This is a genomic window from Synechococcus sp. LTW-G (assembly GCF_054459035.1).
On the sequence record NZ_JBTKYW010000004.1, the window covers coordinates 131,030 to 152,072 of the forward strand.

The 21,043-nt window shown below is 66.0% G+C and carries 22 protein-coding genes; 15 read left to right on the top strand and 7 right to left on the bottom strand.

Annotated elements, in window-relative coordinates:
• Positions 1–40: 40 nt before the first annotated feature.
• The 3 genes from ACXIQ9_RS08595 to ACXIQ9_RS08605 are packed head-to-tail and all read left to right on the top strand — an operon-like array spanning position 41 to position 3,878.
• Entirely contained in the window at positions 41–976 is a 936-nt protein-coding gene (locus ACXIQ9_RS08595) for a DMT family transporter (protein ID WP_459016409.1), read from the top strand.
• Positions 973–2,061 (top strand): glycosyltransferase family 4 protein, encoded by a 1,089-nt coding sequence (locus tag ACXIQ9_RS08600; protein ID WP_459016382.1) that lies wholly within the window; start codon positions 973–975, stop codon positions 2,059–2,061. Before ACXIQ9_RS08595 ends, ACXIQ9_RS08600 begins: the two co-directional genes overlap by 4 nt.
• A gap of 26 nt (positions 2,062–2,087) precedes the next feature.
• The gene (locus tag ACXIQ9_RS08605) at positions 2,088–3,878 is read left to right on the top strand and encodes an ArnT family glycosyltransferase (RefSeq protein ID WP_459016383.1); all 1,791 of its coding nucleotides are present in this window, start codon (positions 2,088–2,090) and stop codon (positions 3,876–3,878) included.
• Here the strand turns inward: ACXIQ9_RS08605 and ACXIQ9_RS08610 are convergent.
• Positions 3,872–4,432, bottom strand: a complete 561-nt coding sequence (locus ACXIQ9_RS08610; RefSeq protein WP_459016384.1) for a DUF721 domain-containing protein — start codon at positions 4,430–4,432, stop codon at positions 3,872–3,874. The genes ACXIQ9_RS08605 and ACXIQ9_RS08610 overlap by 7 nt on opposite strands.
• A gap of 76 nt (positions 4,433–4,508) precedes the next feature.
• Between ACXIQ9_RS08610 and ACXIQ9_RS08615 the strand changes: the two genes are divergently transcribed.
• From ACXIQ9_RS08615 to ACXIQ9_RS08635, 5 genes are read left to right on the top strand one after another with little or no spacing between them, the layout of a single operon-like run.
• Positions 4,509–5,276, top strand: coding sequence for a PspA/IM30 family protein (locus ACXIQ9_RS08615; protein WP_247479288.1), 768 nt, complete (start codon positions 4,509–4,511; stop codon positions 5,274–5,276).
• Between the two features lie 24 nt (positions 5,277–5,300).
• On the top strand, positions 5,301–5,633 hold the full coding sequence (locus ACXIQ9_RS08620) for a thioredoxin family protein (protein WP_459016385.1): 333 nt from the start codon (positions 5,301–5,303) through the stop codon (positions 5,631–5,633).
• Positions 5,620–6,828 carry an aminotransferase class I/II-fold pyridoxal phosphate-dependent enzyme gene (locus ACXIQ9_RS08625; protein WP_459016386.1) on the top strand — a complete coding sequence of 403 codons (1,209 nt, stop codon included), beginning with the start codon at positions 5,620–5,622 and terminating at the stop codon, positions 6,826–6,828. Before ACXIQ9_RS08620 ends, ACXIQ9_RS08625 begins: the two co-directional genes overlap by 14 nt.
• Positions 6,810–7,556, top strand: a complete 747-nt coding sequence (locus ACXIQ9_RS08630) for a biotin--[acetyl-CoA-carboxylase] ligase (protein ID WP_459016387.1) — start codon at positions 6,810–6,812, stop codon at positions 7,554–7,556. The genes ACXIQ9_RS08625 and ACXIQ9_RS08630 overlap by 19 nt, the downstream gene beginning before the upstream one ends.
• 22 nt (positions 7,557–7,578) lie before the next feature.
• Complete coding sequence (locus ACXIQ9_RS08635) at positions 7,579–8,535, top strand: M23 family metallopeptidase (protein WP_459016388.1); 957 nt, start codon at positions 7,579–7,581, stop codon at positions 8,533–8,535.
• On the opposite strand, the gene ACXIQ9_RS08640 is transcribed toward ACXIQ9_RS08635, so the two are convergent.
• Positions 8,532–9,242 carry an ABC transporter ATP-binding protein gene (locus ACXIQ9_RS08640; protein WP_010318062.1) on the bottom strand — a complete coding sequence of 237 codons (711 nt, stop codon included), beginning with the start codon at positions 9,240–9,242 and terminating at the stop codon, positions 8,532–8,534. The genes ACXIQ9_RS08635 and ACXIQ9_RS08640 overlap by 4 nt on opposite strands.
• The gene (locus ACXIQ9_RS08645; RefSeq protein WP_232197342.1) at positions 9,242–10,813 is read right to left on the bottom strand and encodes an NAD(P)H-quinone oxidoreductase subunit N; all 1,572 of its coding nucleotides are present in this window, start codon (positions 10,811–10,813) and stop codon (positions 9,242–9,244) included. The genes ACXIQ9_RS08640 and ACXIQ9_RS08645 overlap by 1 nt, the downstream gene beginning before the upstream one ends.
• 129 nt (positions 10,814–10,942) lie before the next feature.
• Between ACXIQ9_RS08645 and topA the strand changes: the two genes are divergently transcribed.
• Genes topA through ACXIQ9_RS08670 form a run of 5 tightly spaced genes read left to right on the top strand, consistent with a single transcriptional unit; the run spans position 10,943 to position 16,939 of the window.
• A complete protein-coding gene (gene topA, locus ACXIQ9_RS08650; protein WP_296416167.1) occupies positions 10,943–13,660 on the top strand; it encodes a type I DNA topoisomerase in 2,718 nt (905 codons plus the stop codon).
• The gene (locus ACXIQ9_RS08655) at positions 13,660–14,082 is read left to right on the top strand and encodes a hypothetical protein (RefSeq protein ID WP_459016389.1); all 423 of its coding nucleotides are present in this window, start codon (positions 13,660–13,662) and stop codon (positions 14,080–14,082) included. The genes topA and ACXIQ9_RS08655 overlap by 1 nt, the downstream gene beginning before the upstream one ends.
• Positions 14,083–14,096: 14 nt before the next feature.
• Positions 14,097–14,735: a DUF2232 domain-containing protein gene (locus ACXIQ9_RS08660; protein ID WP_247479273.1), complete on the top strand. Its 639-nt coding sequence runs from the start codon at positions 14,097–14,099 to the stop codon at positions 14,733–14,735.
• Complete coding sequence (cobT, locus tag ACXIQ9_RS08665) at positions 14,732–15,850, top strand: nicotinate mononucleotide-dependent phosphoribosyltransferase CobT (RefSeq protein ID WP_459016390.1); 1,119 nt, start codon at positions 14,732–14,734, stop codon at positions 15,848–15,850. Before ACXIQ9_RS08660 ends, cobT begins: the two co-directional genes overlap by 4 nt.
• Before the next feature lie 9 nt (positions 15,851–15,859).
• Positions 15,860–16,939: a type 2 periplasmic-binding domain-containing protein gene (locus ACXIQ9_RS08670; protein WP_459016391.1), complete on the top strand. Its 1,080-nt coding sequence runs from the start codon at positions 15,860–15,862 to the stop codon at positions 16,937–16,939.
• On the opposite strand, the gene ACXIQ9_RS08675 is transcribed toward ACXIQ9_RS08670, so the two are convergent.
• Together ACXIQ9_RS08675 and ACXIQ9_RS08680 are read right to left on the bottom strand one after the other, a co-directional pair.
• Positions 16,936–17,994 (bottom strand): aldo/keto reductase, encoded by a 1,059-nt coding sequence (locus ACXIQ9_RS08675; protein WP_459016392.1) that lies wholly within the window; start codon positions 17,992–17,994, stop codon positions 16,936–16,938. The two genes, ACXIQ9_RS08670 and ACXIQ9_RS08675, sit on opposite strands and share 4 nt — an antisense overlap.
• A 52-nt stretch (positions 17,995–18,046) precedes the next feature.
• Complete coding sequence (locus ACXIQ9_RS08680; protein WP_459016393.1) at positions 18,047–18,568, bottom strand: bifunctional nuclease family protein; 522 nt, start codon at positions 18,566–18,568, stop codon at positions 18,047–18,049.
• 55 nt (positions 18,569–18,623) lie between these two features.
• Here ACXIQ9_RS08680 and ACXIQ9_RS08685 point away from each other — a divergent pair, with 55 nt between their 5' ends.
• Together ACXIQ9_RS08685 and ACXIQ9_RS08690 are read left to right on the top strand one after the other, a co-directional pair.
• The gene (locus ACXIQ9_RS08685; protein WP_459016394.1) at positions 18,624–19,277 is read left to right on the top strand and encodes a riboflavin synthase; all 654 of its coding nucleotides are present in this window, start codon (positions 18,624–18,626) and stop codon (positions 19,275–19,277) included.
• Positions 19,278–19,332: 55 nt separating this feature from the next.
• Complete coding sequence (locus ACXIQ9_RS08690; RefSeq protein WP_010318034.1) at positions 19,333–19,917, top strand: DUF308 domain-containing protein; 585 nt, start codon at positions 19,333–19,335, stop codon at positions 19,915–19,917.
• A gap of 19 nt (positions 19,918–19,936) precedes the next feature.
• On the opposite strand, the gene ACXIQ9_RS08695 is transcribed toward ACXIQ9_RS08690, so the two are convergent.
• Positions 19,937–20,308 (bottom strand): AbrB family transcriptional regulator, encoded by a 372-nt coding sequence (locus ACXIQ9_RS08695; RefSeq protein WP_459016411.1) that lies wholly within the window; start codon positions 20,306–20,308, stop codon positions 19,937–19,939.
• A gap of 127 nt (positions 20,309–20,435) precedes the next feature.
• On the bottom strand, positions 20,436–21,038 hold the full coding sequence (locus tag ACXIQ9_RS08700; protein WP_459016395.1) for a cytochrome c oxidase subunit 3: 603 nt from the start codon (positions 21,036–21,038) through the stop codon (positions 20,436–20,438).
• Positions 21,039–21,043: the final 5 nt, after the last annotated feature.

Sequence of the window (21,043 nt, forward strand, 5' to 3'; positions counted from 1 at the left end):
CTGTGGGCGATTGGAGCCGGTGAATCTGCGCTGGCTGGCCATGGTCCTCCCCTTCGCTCTTTGGGGAACCGCGATGGCGGCAATGCGGCCCCTGCTGGATGGGGCGGGCCCCCTGACCTTGGCTTGGATGCGGCTTCTGCCTGCAGGGCTGGTGGTCTTGCTGGCGGCCCAGGTCCTGGGTCGCTCCATGGCGGTCGATCGCCGCGATTGGTTTTGGTTTGCCCTGTTCGCCGTGGTGGATGCCACGGCCTTTCAGGGGTTGCTGGCGCGGGGCTTGGGCGGCACCGGCGCGGGCTTGGGCTCAGTCCTGATCGACTCCCAGCCGCTGCTGGTGGCCTTGCTGGCCCGCAGCCTGTTTGGCGAGGCGATCAATCCTGTGGGTTGGGTGGGCCTGCTGGTGGGCTTGCTCGGCATCCTCTGCCTCGGGCTGCCGGAATCCCTGCTGCGGCAGTGGTGGCTGATGGGGCCCGAGGTCTTCGGTGAGACCGCCTGGAGCCACGGTGAGCTTTGGATGTTGGCCGCGGCGTTGGCCATGGCCCTGGGGACGGTCTTGAGTCGCTATGCCTGCCGCCACAGCGATCCAGTGGCGGTCACCGGCTGGCACCTGGCCTTGGGGGCGCTGCCTCTTTTGGCTGGGGCAGCCTTGGAGCCGCTCTGGAACCCCGCAGCCCTGGGACCCTGGCCGCAGTGGTCAGGCACCGGCTGGCTGCTGATGGCCTACGCCGCCCTCTTCGGCAGCGCCCTGGCCTATGGACTGTTCTTTTGGTTCGCCAACCATGGAGAGCTGACCAGTTTCACGGCGCTGACCTTTTTGACCCCCGTTTTCGCGCTGCTCTGCGGCGTGGCTCTGCTCGAGGAGACCCTGAGTTCCTTGCAGTGGTTCGGCGCGGCCTTGGCCCTGTTGAGCGTGGTTTTGATCAACCGCCGTACCCAGTTGTGGCAGCCGGACTCGATGGAGCAGGAGGTCACCCCATGAGCGCGCGCTCTCTTTCGATCCTGGTGGTTGCTCCTGCCCTGGGCCCGCTGGGCAGCGGCAAGGCGGGGGGCGTGGAGCTCACCTTGGCCAGCCTGGTGAGCGGGCTACTCGAGCGGGGCCATCAACTGACGGTCGTGGCGGCCGAGGGCTCCCGCTTGCCCCCGAGCTGCGATGGGGCCGCCCTACTGGCTGAAGCAGGAGCGCCCCAGGAGAGTTGCCAGCACGCCCCAAGGGCTTCGGATGTGCTGATGCCAGCTGAGGGACTGCTGCCGAGGCTTTGGCAACGGGCGCTGCGGGAGCCCTGCGATCTCGTGCTGAACCTGGGCTACGACTGGCTCCCCTTTTGGCTGACCCCTCTGGTTGAGGTGCCGATCTTTCACCTGGTGAGCATGGGCTCGGTGAACCAAGCCATGGATGCGGCCATCGCCGAGGTGGCCCGCTGGGATCAACGCCGGCTGGCCTTCCACACCGCCACCCAGGCCGCTGATTTCGCCCTGCCGCAGCCCCCCGTTGTGGTCGGCAATGGCTTTGATCTCTCCGCCTATGGCCTCTGCCTAGAACCCGAGTCCTTGTTGGGCTGGGTCGGCCGGGTGGCGCCTGAAAAAGGCTTGGAGGATGCGGCAGCCGCCGCGGCTCAGCTGGGGCAGCGCCTGGCCGTCTGGGGCCTGGTGGAGGACCCCGCTTACGCCCAGCGGGTTGAAGCCTCCGTTCCCTCGGGCACCCTGGATTGGCGGGGGTTTCTGCCCACGGCTGCCCTTCAGGCGCAATTGGGCCGCTGCCGGGCCTTGCTGAACACCCCGAAGTGGAATGAGGCCTACGGCAATGTTGTGGTCGAGGCCATGGCCTGCGGTGTGCCGGTGGTGGCCTACCGCAGGGGCGGACCTGGTGAATTGATTCAGCCCGGCCTCAATGGTTGGTTGGTGGAACCCGACCAGCCCCGCGCCTTGGCAGAGGCGCTGGAGAGGGTCGATCAGATCGATCGCCGTCAGTGCCGGCACTGGGTGGAGCGACAGGCCTCCAGGGCCGTTTTGGCAGAACGGCTGGAGCAGTGGTTGGAAGCCGGCCTGATGGGGAAAGGGCGATAGGGTCGGGCCTGCTTCGATCCAGCAACGTGCGCAACCGCAAGCCCTGGTTGGTGCTGTTGCTGGTGGCGGTTGCCGGACTGCTGCTGTTTGTTTGGCGGCTCGGCATGACGGGTCTGGTGGATGAGACCCCCCCGCTGTTTGCCGCGTCCGCCAAGGCCATGGCGGAGACCGGTGATTGGCTGACGCCGCGGGTCAACGGTTTGCCGCGCTACGACAAGCCGCCCCTGGTCTATTGGCTGATGGGGTTGGGCTATGCCCTGCCCGCTCAGGACCTCTGGAATCCCTTCGGCACCTGGGCCTCGCGGCTCCCATCAGCACTCAGTTCCATCGGTTTGATGCTGCTGATGGCCCTCACCCTGCTGCGCCGCCCCCAGGGCCAGCCTGATGGGGCCCAGAAGGCCGTCACGGCCATGGCGGCGGCCTTGGCCTTTGCCCTCTCGCCACTGGTCCTGCTCTGGAGCCGCATTTCGGTCAGTGATGCGCTCTTCAGTGGCTTGTTGTCGGCGGCCCTGCTGCTGTTTTGGTGGCGCTACGCCGGCCTCTGCCGTTGGTGGGTTCCCTGGTTGGTGCTGGGTCTGGCCGTGCTGGCCAAGGGGCCCGTGGCGGTGGTCCTGGCGGGGCTGACTGCGCTGCTGTTTGCCCTGCTGCAGCGTGATCTCCCGGGTTTATGGGCCCTTTGGAGACCCTGGCGTGGCCTGGCCCTGACGGCGGCGCTGGCCTTGCCCTGGTACGTCCTTGAGCTGTTGGTGGAAGGGCAGCCCTACTGGGACAGCTTTTTCGGTTACCACAACCTTCAGCGCTTCACCGGTGTGGTCAACAACCACCTCCAGCCCTGGTGGTTTTTCTTCCCTGTGCTGGTGGTGGCATCGCTGCCCTTCACCCCCTTGCTGCTTGCTGGTCTGGTGGGGGCCCTGCGTCCCCAACCGGCCCCCCCCGAGCAGTCCCTGCAGCGGTTTGCGGCCTGCTGGCTGCTGGCGGTCTTTGTCTTTTTCACCGCAGCGGCCACCAAGCTCCCCAGCTACTGGATCCCCGCGACACCAGCCGCAGGGCTTTTGATTGCCTTGGCTGCGCAAAACCTGCGGCCGGGATGGCGCTCCGCGGTCCTAAGGGGGAGCACCCTGGCCCTGGTGGGGGTGCTGACGGCCAGTCTGGCCGCCGGGAACCTCTGGGTTCCCTTGATTAATGAGCCGGAGATGCCGACCTTGTCCTCGGCCCTGCTGGCCAGTGGAGCGCTGACGCGCGCCTCGCTCTGCTTTGGCGTGGGTGGGGTGACGGCACTGCTGCTCTGGTGGGGCCCCTCCAGCGCCCGCAGGGGCTGGCTGCTGGTTCAGCAGTTGGGCATGGGGGCGTTTGTCGTGATCGCGCTTGTGCCCATGGTCGAGTTGGGGGACCGCCTACGTCAGCTCCCAATTCGCCGTATGGCTTCCCTGGCGCTGGAGCAGCAGCGGCCTCAGGAGCCCCTGGCGATGGTGGGCATCCTCAAACCGTCGCTGCACTACTACACCAAACAGGTGGTGGTCTACGAGGGGGTGCAGCCCAATGGCCCGCTGAACCTCAATGACCGTTTGGCCAAGGAACAGCGACGCGGCCAGCAACCGTCTCCGGCGTCTCCAGGGGCCAGCGTTCTGGTAGTGATCGACGGCAATACCGCGACCTTGCCCCACTGGCGTGGGGTGCCGCACCAGCGCCTGGGAACGATCGGTCTCTACGAGCTTTGGCGAGTTCCCCGTCCAGCCCTGAACCAGTGGTCTAAGGACCTGGCGGAACTGGCGGGTTTGGCTCCGGATTGGCAGGAGCCCCGCCCCGAGCGCTACTGATCGGTCTCGCTGGGGGTGCCCATGGTGACCCCTTGATCCATCGTGTCCCGTTGGCAGAAGCTGCAGTGCCCCCAGCGCTGGAGTTCCCCGACGGGTGAGGGGCGTTTGCAGGTGGGACAGGACCCCATGCCAAAGACGTCCACACGGCTGGGATGCTGCGCCCAAATCTCCTCCTCAAGGCCACTGCCCGCTGGGGGCAAGGGCGTGCTTTGGTGCTGCTGGAACTGCAGGTCCTTGACCGCAAATCCAGCGCCACGCAAGGCGCCGAGCAGTTGGTGCTTGTTAAAGCGAAGGGCCTGGAGCCATTGGGGGTGCTGGGCTCCCACCACAAGTCGTCCGCCCTGCAGGCGCAGCGGCCGGCAGTGGGGTGCGAGCTGGGGGCCGGCGATCCGCGGCCAAGCCTGCCAGAGCCCCGCCAAGCCCCCCTCGTCCTTCCACTCCTTCTGCAGGCTGCTCAGGGAGTCCCCCAGCCCTTGAATCGGTGGCCTGGGCGGCGGCACCAAGAGGTTCACGTCCCCTTGGCGTCGCGTTTGGTTGCGGGGGGCGATGCCCATGGGGAGACCCTAGGGGAATTGGCGCTGTGCAGGGCGGCCTGCGCTGGTTAGTCTCGGCCTCAGCTCTGCTTGCTCCATGGGCTTTTTTGATCGCCTCGGCCGGTTGGTTCGTGCCAACGCCAACGCAGCCCTGAGTGCGGCTGAAGATCCCGTCAAGATCCTCGACCAGTCGGTTGCGGACATGCAGGCCGATCTGGTGAAACTGCGCCAGGCCGTCGCCACGGCGATCGCCAGCCAGAAGCGGATTCAGAACCAGGCCGATCAGGCCGATGCCCAGGCCAAAACCTGGTACGAGCGTGCCGAGTTGGCCCTCAAAAAAGGCGAAGAGGATTTGGCCCGTGAGGCCCTGGGACGCCGTAAGACCTGTCAGGACACCGCCACCGCACTGCAGGGCCAGCTCCAGAGCCAGTGCGGCCAGGTGGATCAGCTGAAGAAGAGCTTGGTGCAGCTCGAAAGCAAGATCGCCGAAGCCAAGACCAAAAAAGACATGCTCAAGGCGCGGGCCCAGGCGGCCAAAGCCCAGGAGCAGCTGCAGAGCGCCGTCGGCAGCCTCGGGACAAATTCCGCCATGGCTGCCTTCGAGAAGATGGAGGAGAAGGTCCAAGCCCTGGAGGCCCGCAGTCAGGCCGCCGCTGAACTGGCCGGTGCAGATCTGGAAAGCCAGTTCGCCGCCCTAGAGGGGGCACCTGAGGTCGATTCCGAGCTGGAGGCCCTGAAGGGCAAGCTCTCGGGTTCTTCCGAGGCCCCGTCCCTGCCCGCCGGTGCTGAGGGGGTGCAGCCGGTCAAGGTGAGCGAGGTTGATACGGAGCTTGAAGAGCTCAGGCGTTCCATCGACAAGCTCTGAGCTCTCCATACAATCGCCAGACCCATGACAGCTGCCGTGTCCGTTCTTCAGCTCACCGATGCCAACTTCCAGGCCGAGGTGCTGGAGTGCTCGACCCCAGTGCTCGTCGACGTTTGGGCGACCTGGTGCGGTCCCTGCCGTCTGATGGCGCCGATGATGGATTGGGCGGCCCAGGAGTACGCCGGTCGCCTGACCGTGGGCAAGTTGGAGGCTGACCCCAACCCAGCGAGCCGCGATTTGATGCAGGTGCAGGGCCTGCCCGCTCTGGTGCTGTTTAAGGACGGCCAAGAGATCGCCCGCCACGAGGGCGCTATGGCGAAGCCCCAGCTCCAGGCTTTCTTGGATGCCCATCTCTGATCCGTTCTCGATTTCCGAACGGGTTCGTGGGCTAGGTAGCGGCGTTTTTGCCCGCAATGACCAACGCAAGGTGGCCTATCGGGCCCGGTCAGAGGCCGGGCTGGCCCCTCTGCTTGACCTGTCCTTGGGGTCAACCGATCTCCAACCACCGCCGGTGGCGATCGAGGCCATCCGCCAACGCCTAGGCCATCCCGACAGCGCTTCCTACTGCCTGCACGGCGCGACGGCCCCGCTCCGGGAAGCAGTCGCGGCCTGGGCCGAGCGGCGCTTTGGGGTGGCGGTGGACCCCGACAGCGAGGTCCTGTTCCTAGTGGGATCCCAGGAAGGCACCGCCCACCTGCCCTTGGCGGTGCTCAATCCCGGCGATTCCGCGCTCCTGCTGGATCCCTTCTATCCCTCCCACCTGGGCGGGCTTCGCTTGGCATCAGCGCAGCCGCGCTTCCTGCGTCTGGAGCGGGAGCGGGGCTTTGCCCCCAACTTTGATCAGCTGAGCGCTGCGGAGTGGGATGCGCTCAAGTTGATGGTCCTGGGCTTTCCCCACAACCCAACGGCCACTACGGGAGAGCAGGGCTGGGTGGATGAAGCGGCCGCGAGGGCCGTTCGTCATGGCCTGGTCTTCGCCCACGACAACCCCTATGTCGATTTGGCCCTCGAGGGGGAGGCTCCGTCTCTGCTGCGCTCCCCCCATTGGCGCCAGTGCGGCATTGAGTTTTTCTCCTTCTCCAAAGGTTGGTGTCTGGGTGGATTCCGGATGGCCTTTGCGATTGGTGCTGAACCCCTGATCCAGGCCCTGCGCCAGCTCAAGGGGGTGGTGGATTTCAACCAGTCCTTAGCGCTGCAGGCGGGGGGGATTGCGGCCCTCGAGCAGGCGCCCGATTGGCCCGAGCAGCTCAAACCGGTGTACCGGGAGCGTCGCGACCGCATGATCGCGGCGTTGACGGAGGCCGGTTGGCCCGTGCAGCGCCCGTCGATGGCGCTCTACCTCTGGCTGGCCTTGCCTGAGCAGGCCCGCCAGCGCGGTTGGACCTCCGAGCAGTTCTGCGGCCAGTTGCTTGAGGCGACAGGCGTCTGCCTGACCCCCGGGAACGGCTTCGGCGAGGGGGGCGAGGGGTTCGCGCGCTTGGCCTTGGTCCATGACACAGCGGCCCTGGAGGCCGGCGCCCAGCGCATGGGGGCATGGCTGAGCAGCCTTTAAGCGCCGCGGCTCTGGCGCGGCAGTTGCGCCAAACCCCAGGGGACTATCCGCTGCCTTGGCGGATTCAGGTGCGGCCGATCTGCGCGAGCACGGAACGGGAGCTGGATCAGTGGCTCCGGCGTGATCCCATGGCTTCGGCCGCCCGCGTGGTGCTGGCTCGTCGCCAGGGATTTGGCCAGGGCCAGCAGGGACGCTCTTGGTCTTCCCCCGCCGGTGGGATCTGGTTGAGTGCCGCCTTGCCCTGGCCTGGCGAGGGGGATCGAGCTGCCTCCCTGGCCCTGGCAGTGGCCGTCGGATTGGCCCTGCAGTTGGAGGGGCTGGGCTTGGCGCCGGCGATCAAATGGCCGAACGATCTGTTGGTCTCGGGCCGCAAGCTCTGTGGATTTTTGCCGCGCCTGGCCTGGCGTTCCGGCGCCGTTCGCCACGCCCGCATTGGTTTGGGCCTCAATGGCTCCAATTCCGTACCGATGGGGGCGATCAGCTTGGGACAACTGCTGGGCAGGCAGCAGCCGGCTGCCGTGGGGGCCCGTGTGCTGCGGGCCTTGGAATGGGCCGTGGCCGCGGCGGACCAGCCGGAGCTGGTGCGGCGGCAGGCCGAGCAACGCCTCTGGGACCCCGGTTGCGTTGAGCATGACGGCCAGCACTGGACGATCACGGGCCTCAGCCAGGACGGTGGCTTGCAGCTGCAGAACGGGTCCGGTTCGCTGGTGCTCAGGCGCCGTTTCTAGGGCTTCCTAGGATGTGGATGTGATGCGCCCTCCACGGCTCCGTTGGCTGCTGTTGACGCCGGTGCTTCTGGCTGGACCGGTGGCGTCTGAGCCCAGTGGACCATTGGAGCCGCCACCCCTGCCGGCGCAGCAGGCGCCCCTGCGTCCCTCCCTGCCGCAGCTTCAGGCGCTGCCGCCGCCGAAGCGGTTTGATCAGTCCCTGGATGCGCTGGTGCGCCAGGGCATCGTCACCCCCTCGGAGCGTCGGGCCCTGCGGGGGGGCGGAGGGGAGCTCCGGCCCCTGGATGTGGGGGCCTTTCAACAGGCCTGTCGCAGCGGTGCGCTCTCCGCCCGTGAATGCAGCGGTGGCATCGCCTTGCGCTGGGGTCTGCGTCGTGAGGGGTCCCGGCGTCCTCCCCTGTCGGTTCCGGTTTCGGCTTTGCTGGGCGGCCGCTTTGACCTCGCGAAGGTGTTTCGGGTGACGCCTCGGCCGGCACCGGTGGCGGGCAATGGCAACCGCCGGTTGCTGCTGCCGATCATTGGTTCGGCCTTCAAGTCCAGCGGTTTTGGCTGGCGTTTGCATCCCCTGCTTGGGGGGTGGCGTCTCCATGCCGGAGATGACCTGGCGGCCCCGGAGGGCACCCCGGTGGTGGCGGCCTTGGCCGGCCGGGTGGTCAGCAGCGGCTTGGCCGGTGGCTATGGCCTGGCGGTGGAGGTGGAGCACCAACGGCCGCGCCGCCGCAGCCTGTACGGCCACCTCTCTGAGCTCTATGTCCGCGCCGGTGATCGGGTGCTGCAGGGGGAGGTGCTCGGCCGGGTGGGCAGCACCGGCTTGAGCACAGGGCCCCACCTGCATTTTGAGCTGCGTCAACCGGTTTCCGGTGGCTGGGTGGCCGTTGATCCGGGGGAGTTTGATCCCGGTTCAGCCCTGCGCGGCAGCGATGCGGTGGCCCTGTTGATGGGGCAACTGATCAGCAGCCTGGAGCGACCTGGGCGCTAGGGCTGGGATCCAGCTCCTGCACTCACCAGACGTCCATCGTGGAAGTGCACGACCCGTTGGGCCCGGGCCGCCACTTCGTGTTCGTGGGTCACCAGCAGGATGGTCACCCCCTCCCGCTGGTGCAGTTCATCAAACAGATCCAGGACCTCGGAGGTGGTGCGGGAATCGAGGGCCCCGGTGGGTTCGTCCGCCAGCAGCAGGTTGGGTTGGTTGATGATCGCCCGGGCGAGGGCGACACGCTGCTGTTGTCCGCCGGAGAGCTGGTTCGGTTTGTTGTAGAGGCGCTCGCCAAGGCCGATCCGCTCAAGGGCACGGATGCCCCGCTGCTCACGCTCCTCAGCCGGAACGCCTGCATAGACCATGGGCAACATCACATTCTCGAGGGCCGTCAGCTCCTGGAGCAGGTGAAATTGCTGGAAGACAAAGCCCAGTTCGCGGTTCCTGAGGTCGGCGAGTTGATCGTCGGAGAGTTGCTCAACAGCGGTGCCGTTGAGGCGATAGCTGCCGCTGGTGGGCCGATCGAGGCAGCCCAGGATGTTCATTGCGGTGCTCTTGCCTGAGCCCGAGGTGCCCATGACGGCGACGTACTCACCGCGTCGCACGCTCATGCTCAGGTCATCGAGGGCAATGACTGTGGTGTCACCGCTGCCGTAGGTCTTGCGAATGTGCTCGAGTTCGGCAACGACGGGCCCGGTGCCGCTTGCCATCAACCCACAGGCAGGCCCGCGGCCGAAGCGAGGGCTTTCTGAAGCATCGGGGTGCCGGAGACCGCACCACTGGCCCAGGTGAACAGCGGGTTGGACAGGATGCCGCCCACGGCCGTGACCACGACACAGGAGACCAGGGCGGCCCGAAGGGGCTGCAGTCCAGCAAGGTTCCAGTTGAGGTCTGGGTAGGCCTTGACCACCTCAGAGGCCTCTTGGGGCTCCTTGACCACCATCATCTTGATCACCGAGATGTAGTAGTAGATCGAGACCACGGAGGTCAGTAGGCCGACCACCACCAGCAGGTACTGGTGGTCTGCCCAACCGGCGAAGAAGAGATAGATCTTGCCGAAGAAGCCCAGCATCGGAGGGATGCCACCGAGGGAGAGCAGGCAGAGGCTCAGGCCCAGCGTGATCAGTGGATCCTTCTGGTAGAGACCGGCGTAGTCGCTGATGCGATCACTACCCGTGCGCAGGGAGAACAGGATGATGCAAGCGAAGGCCCCCAGGTTCATGAACAGGTAGGCGGCCATGTAGAGAACCATTGCCGCGTAACCGTCTTCGGTTCCGCAGACCAGGCCGATCATCACGAAGCCGGCCTGACCGATGGAGCTGTAGGCCAGCATCCGCTTCATCGAGGTCTGGGCCAGGGCGACGACGTTGCCCAGGACCATGCTCAAGATGGCCAAGACGGTGAAGAGAAGCTTCCACTGGGCCTCGAAGGGCTCAAAGCAACCCACCAGGATCCTCAGGGCCAGAGCAAAGCCAGCGGCTTTGGAGCCGACCGAGAGGAAGGCCACCACTGGGGTTGGCGAGCCTTCATAGACGTCGGGGGTCCACTGGTGGAAGGGCACCGCTGCGATCTTGAACGCGACGGTGGCCAAAACGAACACCAAGGCCAGAGCTGCCACCGGCGAAGCGCTGGTTTGCAGTGCAATGCCGACGGCCTCCAGGCTGGTGCTGCCGCCGGTCAAGCCGTAGAGCAGGGAGGCGCCATAGAGGAACACTGCAGCAGCGGCTGACCCCACCAGCAGATATTTCAGTGCGGCTTCGGAGCTGCGGGCATCGCGCTTCATGTAGCCCGACAGCAGATAGCTCGCCACCGAGAGGGTCTCGAGGGACACAAAGATGCTGACCAGGTCGGTGGACCCGCAAAGCAGCATCGCGCCAAGGGTGGCCGCCAACAGGATCGAGGCGTATTCACCAACGGGGGTGCCCGCCCGCTCGACGTAGCGCCAGCTGATTAAGAGGGAGACCAGGGTTGAGGCGGCGACCACTGCGCGAAAGGCAATGGCCAGGTTGTCGGCCAGGAATGAGCCGAGGAAGGAGGGTTCAAGCGGTGCTGCGTCCCATTGCAGGGCGAGCAGGACCAGAGCGCTGCCCAGTCCGAGATAGGAAAAGAGGGGGACCCACCGTGCAGCTGCTTTTTCCCCCGCCAGGTCCACCAGCAGGCAGGCAAGCATCGCGAGCAGGACTGCACCCTCCGGTGCAATGGCTCCTGCATTGAGCTGCAGCGATGTGATGCCACTCACCAGGGGAGCAGCCGCAGTGGAAACGGTCTCGGCGGCAGCCAGGAGAGAGAGCACAGCTGTTGGATCACGCCCGTTGGGCTGGACTGTAGCCGCGCTGGCGTCGTCCTTCGGACTTTCTCGCCGGGGTTGACCGCCGGTGCGATAAAGAGGGAAGCGGTTCACCGCCTGCCTGTGGCGCACACCCTCGTCATCGTTGAAAGCCCCACCAAGGCCCGCACCATCCGCGGGTTCTTGCCGAAGGACTTCAAGGTTGAGGCCTCGATGGGGCACGTGCGCGACTTGCCCAACAACGCGAGCGAGATCCCCGCTGCCCACAAGGGCGAGAAGTGGGCCAATCTCGGCGTGAACACCACCAACGACTTCGAGCCGCTCTACGTGGTGCCGAAGGACAAAAAGAAGGTGGTCAAGGAACTCAAGGACGCCCTCAAGGGCGCCGATCAACTCCTACTGGCGACCGACGAAGACCGGGAAGGGGAATCGATCAGCTGGCACCTGCTGCAGCTGCTCAACCCGAAGGTGCCGGTGAAGCGGATGGTCTTCCACGAGATCACCAAGGAGGCCATCGGTCGCGCCCTGGAGCAGACCCGAGAGCTCGATATGGAGCTCGTCCATGCCCAGGAAACCCGGCGGATCCTCGATCGCCTGGTGGGTTACACCCTCTCCCCGCTGCTCTGGAAGAAGGTCGCCTGGGGCCTGAGCGCCGGAAGGGTCCAGTCCGTGGCCGTGCGGCTGCTGGTGCAACGGGAACGGGCCCGCCGTGCCTTCAAGAGCGGCAGCTATTGGGATCTCAAAGCCCAGCTGGCTCAAGGCAGTTCCCCCTTTGACGCCAAGCTCACCCACCTCAAGGGCGAGCGCATTGCCGGTGGTTCCGATTTCGACGAAAACACCGGTGGACTGAAGGCCGGCAGCAAGGTTCGTTTGCTCAGCGAGGCCGATGCCCGCAGCCTGCGCGAGGCCGTCTTGGCTGCGCCCTGGCGGGTGTCGTCCGTGGAGGAAAAGCCCTCCACCCGCAAGCCGGTGGCCCCCTTCACCACCAGCACCCTGCAGCAGGAAGCGAACCGCAAGCTGCGTCTCTCGGCCCGCGAGACCATGCGCACGGCCCAGGGGCTCTACGAGCGGGGCTTCATCACGTACATGCGCACCGACTCGGTGCATCTCAGTGACCAGGCCATCAATGCGGCCCGCAACTGTGTCGCCGATAAATACGGCAAGGACTACCTGAGCGGCTCACCCCGTCAGTTCTCCACCAAGGCCCGCAACGCCCAGGAGGCCCACGAGGCGATTCGCCCCGCCGGTGAGAGCTTCCGTGATCCCTCCACCACTGGCTTGGACGGCCGGGACCTGGCCCTCTACGAGCTGATCTGGAAACGCACCGTCGCCTCCCAGATGGCGGAAGCCCGCCTGACCATGCTCAGCGTTGAGTTGGAGGTGGATGGCGGCAGCCTCGGACCCGCCAGCTTCAAGGCCAACGGCAAGCGCATCGATTTCCCCGGTTTCTTCCGCGCCTACGTCGAGGGAAGCGATGACCCCGATGCGGCGCTGGAAGGCCAGGAAGTCCTGCTGCCAAGCCTGAAGAGCGGCGATAGCCCCAGCTGCAAAGGCGTGGAGGCGCTGGGCCACCAAACCCAGCCCCCCGCTCGCTACAGCGAAGCGGCCCTGGTGAAGATGCTCGAGAAGGAGGGCATCGGTCGCCCCTCCACCTACGCCTCGATCATCGGCACGATCGTCGACCGCGGCTACGCGACCCTGCAGAGCAATGCCCTGACCCCGAGCTTCACGGCCTTCGCTGTGACGGCCCTGCTGGAGGAGCATTTCCCCGATTTGGTGGACACCAGCTTCACGGCTCGGATGGAGGGCACCCTCGATGACATCTCCACCGGGAAGGTGCAGTGGCTCCCTTACCTGGAGAGCTTCTACAAGGGTGATCAGGGGCTCGAGACCCAGGTTCAGCAGCGGGAAGGGGATATCGACCCCACCGCCTCCCGCACCATTGCCCTGGAGGGGCTGCCCTGTGTGGTTCGGATTGGTCGCTTTGGGGCCTATCTGGAAACCAAGCGCGTGGCCGACGACGGCAGCGAAGAGCTCCTGAAGGCCACCCTCCCCAACGAGATCACTCCAGCGGATCTCGACGCGGACAAAGCGGAATTGATCCTCAAGCAGAAGGCCGATGGGCCCGAAGCGTTGGGTGAAGATCCCGAGACCGGAGATTTGGTCTATCTGCTGTTTGGCCAGTACGGGCCCTATGTGCAGCGCGGTCAGGTCAGTGACGAGAATCCCAAGCCCAAGCGGGCCTCCCTGCCCAAGGGCACCAAGCCAGAGGACCTGACCCTGGAGGACGCCCTGGGGCTGTTGCGTCTCCCCAGGCACCTGGGCGAACACCCCGATGGCGGCAAGGTCGAGGCCGGTCTGGGTCGGTTTGGCCCCTATGTCGTTCACCACAAGGGCAAGGGCGAGAAGGACTACCGCTCCCTCAAGGCTGAGGACGATGTCCTGATGGTGGGCCTCTCCCGTGCTCTCGAGTTGCTGGCGATGCCCAAGCGGGGTCGCGGCGGCCGCACGGCCCTGAAGGATCTCGGCACCCCTGAGGGCGGCGATGAAGCCATCCAGCTCTTTGATGGTCCCTATGGCCTGTACGTCAAGCAGGGCAAGGTGAACGCCTCGCTGCCGGAAGGAACAACAGCAGACACCATCACCCTTGAGCAGGCGGTGGAGTTGCTGGCCGCGAAGGCGGCCTCGGGCAAAGGCAAGGGCCGTAAGACGGCAGCGAAATCCACCACCGCCAAAAAACCAGCCGCCAAAAAGCCCGCGGCGAAAAAAGCTCCGGCCACCACCAAAACGGGTCGGCTTCGGGCTAGCGCAGTGAGGATCATCAAGGCGGCCGACAGCTGATGGCGCCACTGCGCTGGGGTTCGCTTGTGTTGCTCGCAGCGGCCTTGGCCGGCTGCCAGGGCACCCCCCTTGGCGACCAGCTGTCGCGGAGTTTTTCCAGTCCGCTCCCCGCCGCAGCGCCGGCGGACAAAACCGCTGCGCCCTACCCGACTCAGCCCGCCGAGCCCAAGAAGGAGGAGAAGAAACCGGTGGCCCAAAAGCCGGCGCCGAAACCCCCTGAAGCGCCAGCGGCTCCTCGCCCCAGCGCACCACCGGCCCCCTATCGGGTGACGATCAAGTTGCCCGCCGCTGACCCTTCCGCCCCTGCGGAGGTGCTGACCCAGGCCTTGCGCGCCGCTGGCTTGGCCTTTGAAGTGGAGACCATCGAGCGCGTCTCCAACGGGACGACGCCCACACGCACCGCTGCGCCTGATCCGCGCTAGGCAGGCCCGATCCCATGTCCTTGAGTCGCCGTCAGGCCCGACAGCTCACCGATACGGCCTACCTGGCGGCGGCCACAGCCTTGCTCTGGGTGGGCCTCTACTACCTCCCGGTGGGTGGTGCTCTGTTTCGCCTGGCGCTGCCGTTGCCCCTGGCGTTGCTGCAGCTTCGCCATAACGGCCGTTGCGCCGTGGAGGGTGTGGCCGTGGCGGCCCTGCTCTTGGTGGCCTTGATGGGGCCGATTCGCGGTCCGTTGGTGCTCTTCCCCTATGGCTTCCTGGCCCTTTGGCTGGGCTGGTGTTGGAGGCGGGGGCTGAGCTGGTATCTGAGCTGGGGTGTGGGTGTGTTGATCGGCGCCGGTGGCTTCCTGGTGCGGGTGGCGGTGCTCTCGATCCTCCTCGGCGAAAACCTTTGGGTCCTGATCACCTCCGCCGCCTCCCAGGTGCTGGAGCGTCTTCTTGGCTTGGTCCAGATCGGCGGTGGACCGGATTTGTTTCAGGTGCAGCTGATGGCCCTCGCCCTGGTGCTGGTGCAAAACCTGATCTATGTGCTGGCCCTGCATGCGGTGGCCCTCTGGATCTTTCCCCGCCTGAAGAGTCCGATCAGCGAGCCTCCGGCCTTGTTGCGCCCCCTATTGGCCCTGGATCCGCTTTGACACTGGAGCGAATCAGCGGCGAGGCGGCCTGGGCGGAGCAGTGGTGCCAGCGCCTCAGGGCCGCTGCCAGCGAGACCCGAGTGTTGTTGCTGCTGGCTGGCACGGACACGGCGGCGGTGCCGGGGATCTCGGCTGCCGGGGCTACCCCAGAGTCCCGCCGCTTCACGGCCGCCGCCGATGCCGAGTTGCTCTGGCAGGGTCCGGCCGCTCGGCGACCCCATGCCTTGCCGCCCCTGCCGGCGGGGGTCTCTCCCGCCTTGATTGCCTGGGCGGTTCTGGAGGGCTTGGCCCTGGAGCCCTTGGTGCTGAATCTGGGGGCGCCCGTCGCACCGGCCATCCCCCATCTCCAGCTCAACCCAACGCCCGCGCGCTGCCTCAGCGGCGGGCAGGCGATGGATCCCGAGCGGGTCCAAGCCCTCTGGGGCTGGGGGGAGCGCTGGGGCCGCGGCTTGGCCCGCTCCGGCCAACCGGTGTTGCTCAGCGAGTGTGTGCCTGGGGGGACGACCACCGCCCTGGCGGTCCTGGAGGCCCTGGGGATTCCCTCCATGGGCTTAGTCAGTGGCAGCGTTCGCCAGCCGGATCACCAGCTCAAGGCGCGCTTGGTTCAACGGGGATTGGCGGCTGCTCAATTGGCTGCGGATGCCAGCCCCCAGGCTGTGTTGGCTGCGGTGGGTGACCCGATGCAGGTGGTTGCGGCGGCCCTGCTGAAGCAGGCGGCCTTGGCGGGAACGCCGTTGCTCTTGGCGGGCGGCAGTCAGATGGCGGCTGTCCTGGCCCTGGCCTTGGCGGCGTGTACACCACCTGAGCGCCAGCAGCTCTGCCAGCAGGCGGCGGTGGTGACCACCGCCTGGGTGGCCCATGAGGTGGCCAGCGATTTCCCGGGGCTGATGCTGCAACTCGCCCAGCGCTTTGCGGTGCAGCCGCTGGCCTTTGCCACGGGCCTGCGCTTCACGGAGAGCCGCTGCCCGGAGTTGCTCGATTACGAGCGCGGCTACGTCAAAGAGGGAGTGGGCGCTGGGGGCTTGGCCGCCCTCTGGCAGCTCAGCGGGCGTTCGCTGCAGGCGCTCCAGGAGGCCTGTGAGCAGGCCTGCGACCAGCTGCAGCACCCGGCCTAGCGTGCGCTTGTGACTTCCCGCCGCCACGCTCTGCAACTGATGGCTTCAGTGGCGGCCCTGGGCGCGGCCGCCGGCTGTGCACCGGCGCGCTCTGGCCAGCCGCAGCTGTTGAGCGTGAAAGGGGACTTGCCCAAGGCCTGGCTGCAGGAGCTGCCGTCGCCCTGGCAGCCCCGTGCCCTGGAGAGCCCGGAGCAGCTGCTGAGCCTGGTGGATCGCTCCGCCTTGCAGGAGCAGCCCCTGGCGGGGGCTGCCTTGTTGGCCCTCGGAGACGGCTGGGCCCAGCAGCTCGATCGCGCCCGGCTCCAGCCCCTCGAGGCTCCGGCCCTGCTCGAGCAGCTGGCGCCCATGGCCCAGGCCCCCAGTCGGTTATTTGCGGCTGAGGGCGCTGTTCCCCTGGCTTTCCCATGGGCCTTTGGCACCTGGTTGTTGGTGCTCCGCAGTCGCCCGGACCTCTGGCGGCAGCGCGAGTTGGGTTGGTCGCTGCTGCTGGATTCCAGCCTTCGCGGCAAGGTCGTGCTGCCCTCCAGTCCGCGGGTGGTGATTGAGCTGGCCCTGCGTCAGTTGGGTCTCTCCAGCGGCGATCCCAAGGCCCTGAGCAACCCAGCGCTGCCGCAGCAGCTGTCCCAGTTGGTGGGGCAGGCGTTGGCGCTGGATGAGCGCGATGGACTGAATCTGCTGTTGGCCGGTGAGGCGGATGCGGCGGTGGTTCCCAGCCATCGGGCGATTCCCCTGCTGAAGAAAGATCCGCGGCTTTCGGCCTTCCTGCCGGAGTCCGGCTCTCCGCTCTGGTGGCAGCTGCTGCTCCGTCTTCCCCCCCAGGACACTGCGGGGGTGGATCCGCCGCTTCCCCTGGAGTGGGTGCGCGATGGCCTCAGCCTGCCCCTGATTGATCGCCTGTTGGCGGCGGGTTGGGTGCCCCCGCTTCCCCGTCAGCGCTTGGAGCCTGTGCTGCAGCGCTGGCCTGAGCGACTGCGGCCTCTGTTGCTCCCCAGTGAGGTGGTGCTGCAACGCTGCAACAACCTGCCGGTGTTCACGCCCGCGGAGCGCAGCCGCTGGCAGACCCTTTGGGATCAGGCCCTCAGCCGCTAACCCCAAAGCCTGCGCCGGGGTGCGGCCGCCAGGCGTTGATGGGTTTCAGCCAAGAGCTCAGGAATGGGGAGCTGATGGGGACAGCGGGGTAGGCACTCGCCACAGCCTTCGCAGGCGAAGGCATTCACGCTCTCCCACCAGTGCCCGGCTCTTCCGATCAGGTTGTAGCGCTCCTGGGCGAAGGCGCTGAGGCCATGGCCGAGGTCCAGGTTGCGCAGGCGCAGCAGCTCGGGGATTGGTACCTCGTTGGGGCAGGGCAGGCAGGCTCGGCACTGCTGGCAGGCGGTCTCAGCCAGACGGGCCTGGCCGGCCTGCCAGGCCCGCTCCAGGGCTTGGCGATGGCTCGGTTCCAGACCAATTTCCTTGTCGACCATGAGGCGTTGGGCCAGGGCTAGGTCGCTGGATTGGGCTGCCCCCAGGGTCAAGCAGGAGATGCCCGCATCGAGCAGGAAGCGATAGGCCAACTCCAGGGGCTCAAAGGGATCGCAGTCGGCGCGCAGTTGCTCAGGTGGGGCGTAGAGCCGGCCCCCCTTATCGGCTGGCGAGATGGCCAGAACCCCGATTCCCTCCCGCAGGGCCGCCTGGGCCAGGGGCAGTCGGGTTTGATCGAACCAATGGAGGTGCAGGCTGCAAAAGCTGAAGCGGGCAGAGGCGAGGGCGGCCTCAATCAGCGAGAGCTCGCCATGGCTCGAGAACCCCACCTGGGTGACCAGTCCCTCCCCCATGGCCCACTGGAGCAGATCCGCTCCCTCCCCCTTTAGGGCCCAATCCAGGTGCTCCCTGCGGTTGAGGCCATGGACCGCAAGGTTGTCCAGCTGTTGCACTCCCAGGCGTTGCAGGATCCCGCGGAGCTGCGTCTGTCCCTCCTCCAGGCTGATCCCCGGCAGCAGCTTGCTGGTGAGCACTAGCTCCCCAGGGGGGCGTGCACGCAGGGCCTGGCCCAGAAAGGCTTCTGCGGGGCCGTAGGCCGGGGCGGTCTCAATGTGATTGATGCCCGCGGCCAGGGCGGCATCGAGCACCTCCGCCATCTGCTGCGGGCTGCTGGTGGCCCGCATCGTTCCCAGGCAGAACGGGGAGACCCGTGCTCCTTGGCCAAAGGGGCGGCGCTCAGCCAGGGTCTTCCTCCGCCTCCGTCTGGGCTTGGTTGATATGCCTCACAAGCTCGGCGGGACTGATGCCATCGATGAAGCGGCGGAAATCGGCGGCATCTTCCGCATCGGCCTCAGCATCCACGGGGATGGAGGCATCAGCGACGACCTCCTCCAGCATCCAGATCCCACTGCCGGTGCGGACGGCCAAGGCAATGGCGTCGCTGGGTCTGGCATCGAGCTCAAGCTCCTCGTCGCCCTCGGTGCGCAGTTTGAGCACGGCACGAAAGGTGCTGTCTTCGATGGCGTGGACGATCACCTTGGTCAGCTCCAACCCCCCGGCCTGCAGCAGTTCCACCATCAGGTCATGGCTCAGGGGCCTGGGCGGGGTCTTGTCGCTGAGCCCGGCCATGATGTTTTGGGCTTGGGCCTGGTCGATCCAGATGGGCACCTGACGCCGCCCGGATGGATCGCGGAGCAGCACGATCGGACTTCGACTGGCGGCGTCGAGGGCAATGCCGGCCACTCGCATTTCGACCATGGCTTGCCCGCTTTCCCTTCTGCCCGATTATGGCCAGTGTTGATCGGGCCACCGCATGTTCACTGGGCTGGTTCAGGCCACCGGAGAGCTGCAGCGCAGCAGCGGCGGTTTGCGGCTGCGCATCCCTCGGGGCTCTGAGCTCGATCCGGCCCAGCTGGCCCTCGGGGACAGCGTGGCGGTTGATGGGGTCTGCCTGACGGTGACCGAGCGCTCCGCCAGTGGGTTCTCAGCCGATGTCAGTGAGGAGACCCTCAGCCGCACCACCCTCTCGGCCAAGGCCGACCGTGGCGGCTGGGTCAACCTGGAGCCGGCCCTACGTCTTCAGGATCGACTGGGCGGCCATTTGGTCAGCGGCCACGTCGACGGCTTGGGCGAGGTGGTGGGGGTGGAGCAGCAAAGCGCCTCTTGGAAGCTCATGCTGCGTTGGCAGGATCCCTCCTTTGGTCGCTACATCTGCGAGAAGGCCAGCGTTGCTGTCGATGGCATCAGCCTGACGGTGGCGGGCTGCAGTCAGGACGGGGCTGAGTTTTGGATCGCCGTGATCCCCCACACCTGGGGCACGACGACCCTGCAGCATCTGCAGCGCGGCACGGCGGTGAATCTGGAGGCAGACCTGCTGGCGAAGTACACCGAACGCTTGTTGCAACACCGGACGGCATCGACGGCCCCTATCAGTGACGCCTGGTTGAAGGAGCACGGCTGGAGCTGACAACACCAGATGCCATGCCTACGTTCCGGTGGTTCGTGTTCCTGCTGAACACTTCATGGCTTCTGACGACAATTCCGGTCTGATGGTGGGCGCCCTGCGCAGCTTCACCGTGGCCGAGGGCATCCTGCTGCTGGTGCTGGGTGTCCTTGCCCTGATCTTCCCGATGATTGCCTCCGCCTGGGTGACGGTGGTGGTAGCCCTGGCTTTTTTGGTCGGCGGCATCATCGGCTGGGTGAACAGCCTCAACCGCTCGAGGCAACTGAGCCAATGGCACTGCTTCTGGCGCCTCGTGGTCTCGACCCTGTTTGTGGTCACAGGGGCTTGGATCATCCAGCAGTTCAGTGCTGGGGTTGAACCGGCTGCCGCTCAAGTGGCGGCGTTGGCCTTCGCCATCGGCATCGTCTTTTTGGTGGAGGGTGCTGTGGCCAGCATCGTTTCCCTGTCCCATCGGGAGATGGCCGGGTGGGGCTGGGGTTTGGCCAATGGCATCGTCACCTTGATCCTCGGCCTGATCATCGTTTCGATGAAGGGCCTGGGTCTGCTGAGCGTGATCGGCATCCTGGTGGGGATCAGCTTCCTCTTCAGCGGCATTGACCTTCTGGTCTTCAGTGCCGCGTTCCACGGTCCAGACGAGCGCTGAATCGCGCAGGGGATCTCCCTTAGAGGGCTTCGTTTGCGCTGCCGTCCTGTTCTACGGGCAGTAGCCAGATGGAGCCCGTTTCTTTGTGGACTTCGATCTTGAACTCCTGGCCGGGCTCTAGCCCCATGCGCCTGGTGTAGGCGTTGCCGATCAGGAGGTTGCCGTTGCCATGGACCTTGGTGCGGAATTCCGCTTGCCGCCCCTTGGTGCCGCTGCCACCGCTGCTTTGGCTGGGGAGCTTGTAGCCCTTGGCTTCCACAAGGGCGCGATAGAAGCTTTTTTTGAGAAGACGGCCACTGGGACCGACATAGCCGCAGGCCCGAGCGATCTGATCTTCAGGCCGATTGCTGAGCGAACGGGCTTTGTCCAGTAGCGCCTTGCCTTCCAGCATCTGGGTCGGCTTGGTTGTCTTCTCTTCGACGAACACCGCTGCAGTGGGTCGCTGGCGGCCCGATTGTGCCGATCACTTGCAATGCTTCGCAAGGGCAACTTGCAAGAACTGTGATCAAACAGCTGCCCTAAAGCAGATAAAGGATTCCGTAGAGCACCACCCAGATCCCATCGACGAAGTGCCAATAAAGCTCGGCGGCCTCCAGGGGAAAGAGGTTGTCAGAGCTGACGCGACCCCCTTCACGGCACTGCCACCAGACGATCAGGATCATCAAGCCGCCCAAGGTGACGTGCAGGCCGTGGAACCCCGTGATGGCATAGAAAGTGCTGGCAAAGAGGTTGTCGGTCAGACCAAAGGGCAGCTCGAAGTACTCCTTCATCTGACCGGCCAGAAAGGCAAAGCCCAGGGCGGCACTGATCAAAAGCCAGCGTTGGCAGAGGGCCTTTTGATTGCGCTTCAGTGCTGCCCCAGCCCGGTGGAAGGTGAAGCTGCTGATCAGCAGCAACAGGGTGTTGATGGTGGGTAGCACCATCTCCAACTCGTAGGTCGACCCGGACGGAAGGGGGTTAACGGCTCGGAAGGTCAGATAGGCAGCAAAGAAACCGGCGAAGGTCATGCCATCGGCCACCAGGAAGGTGGCGAGGCCGAACATCCTGAAGTCGCCGTGGTGCTCCTGGTGCTCGGTGTCCTGTTCTTGGTTCAGGGATTCGCTTGTGCTCAGGCTTGTCATGGCAT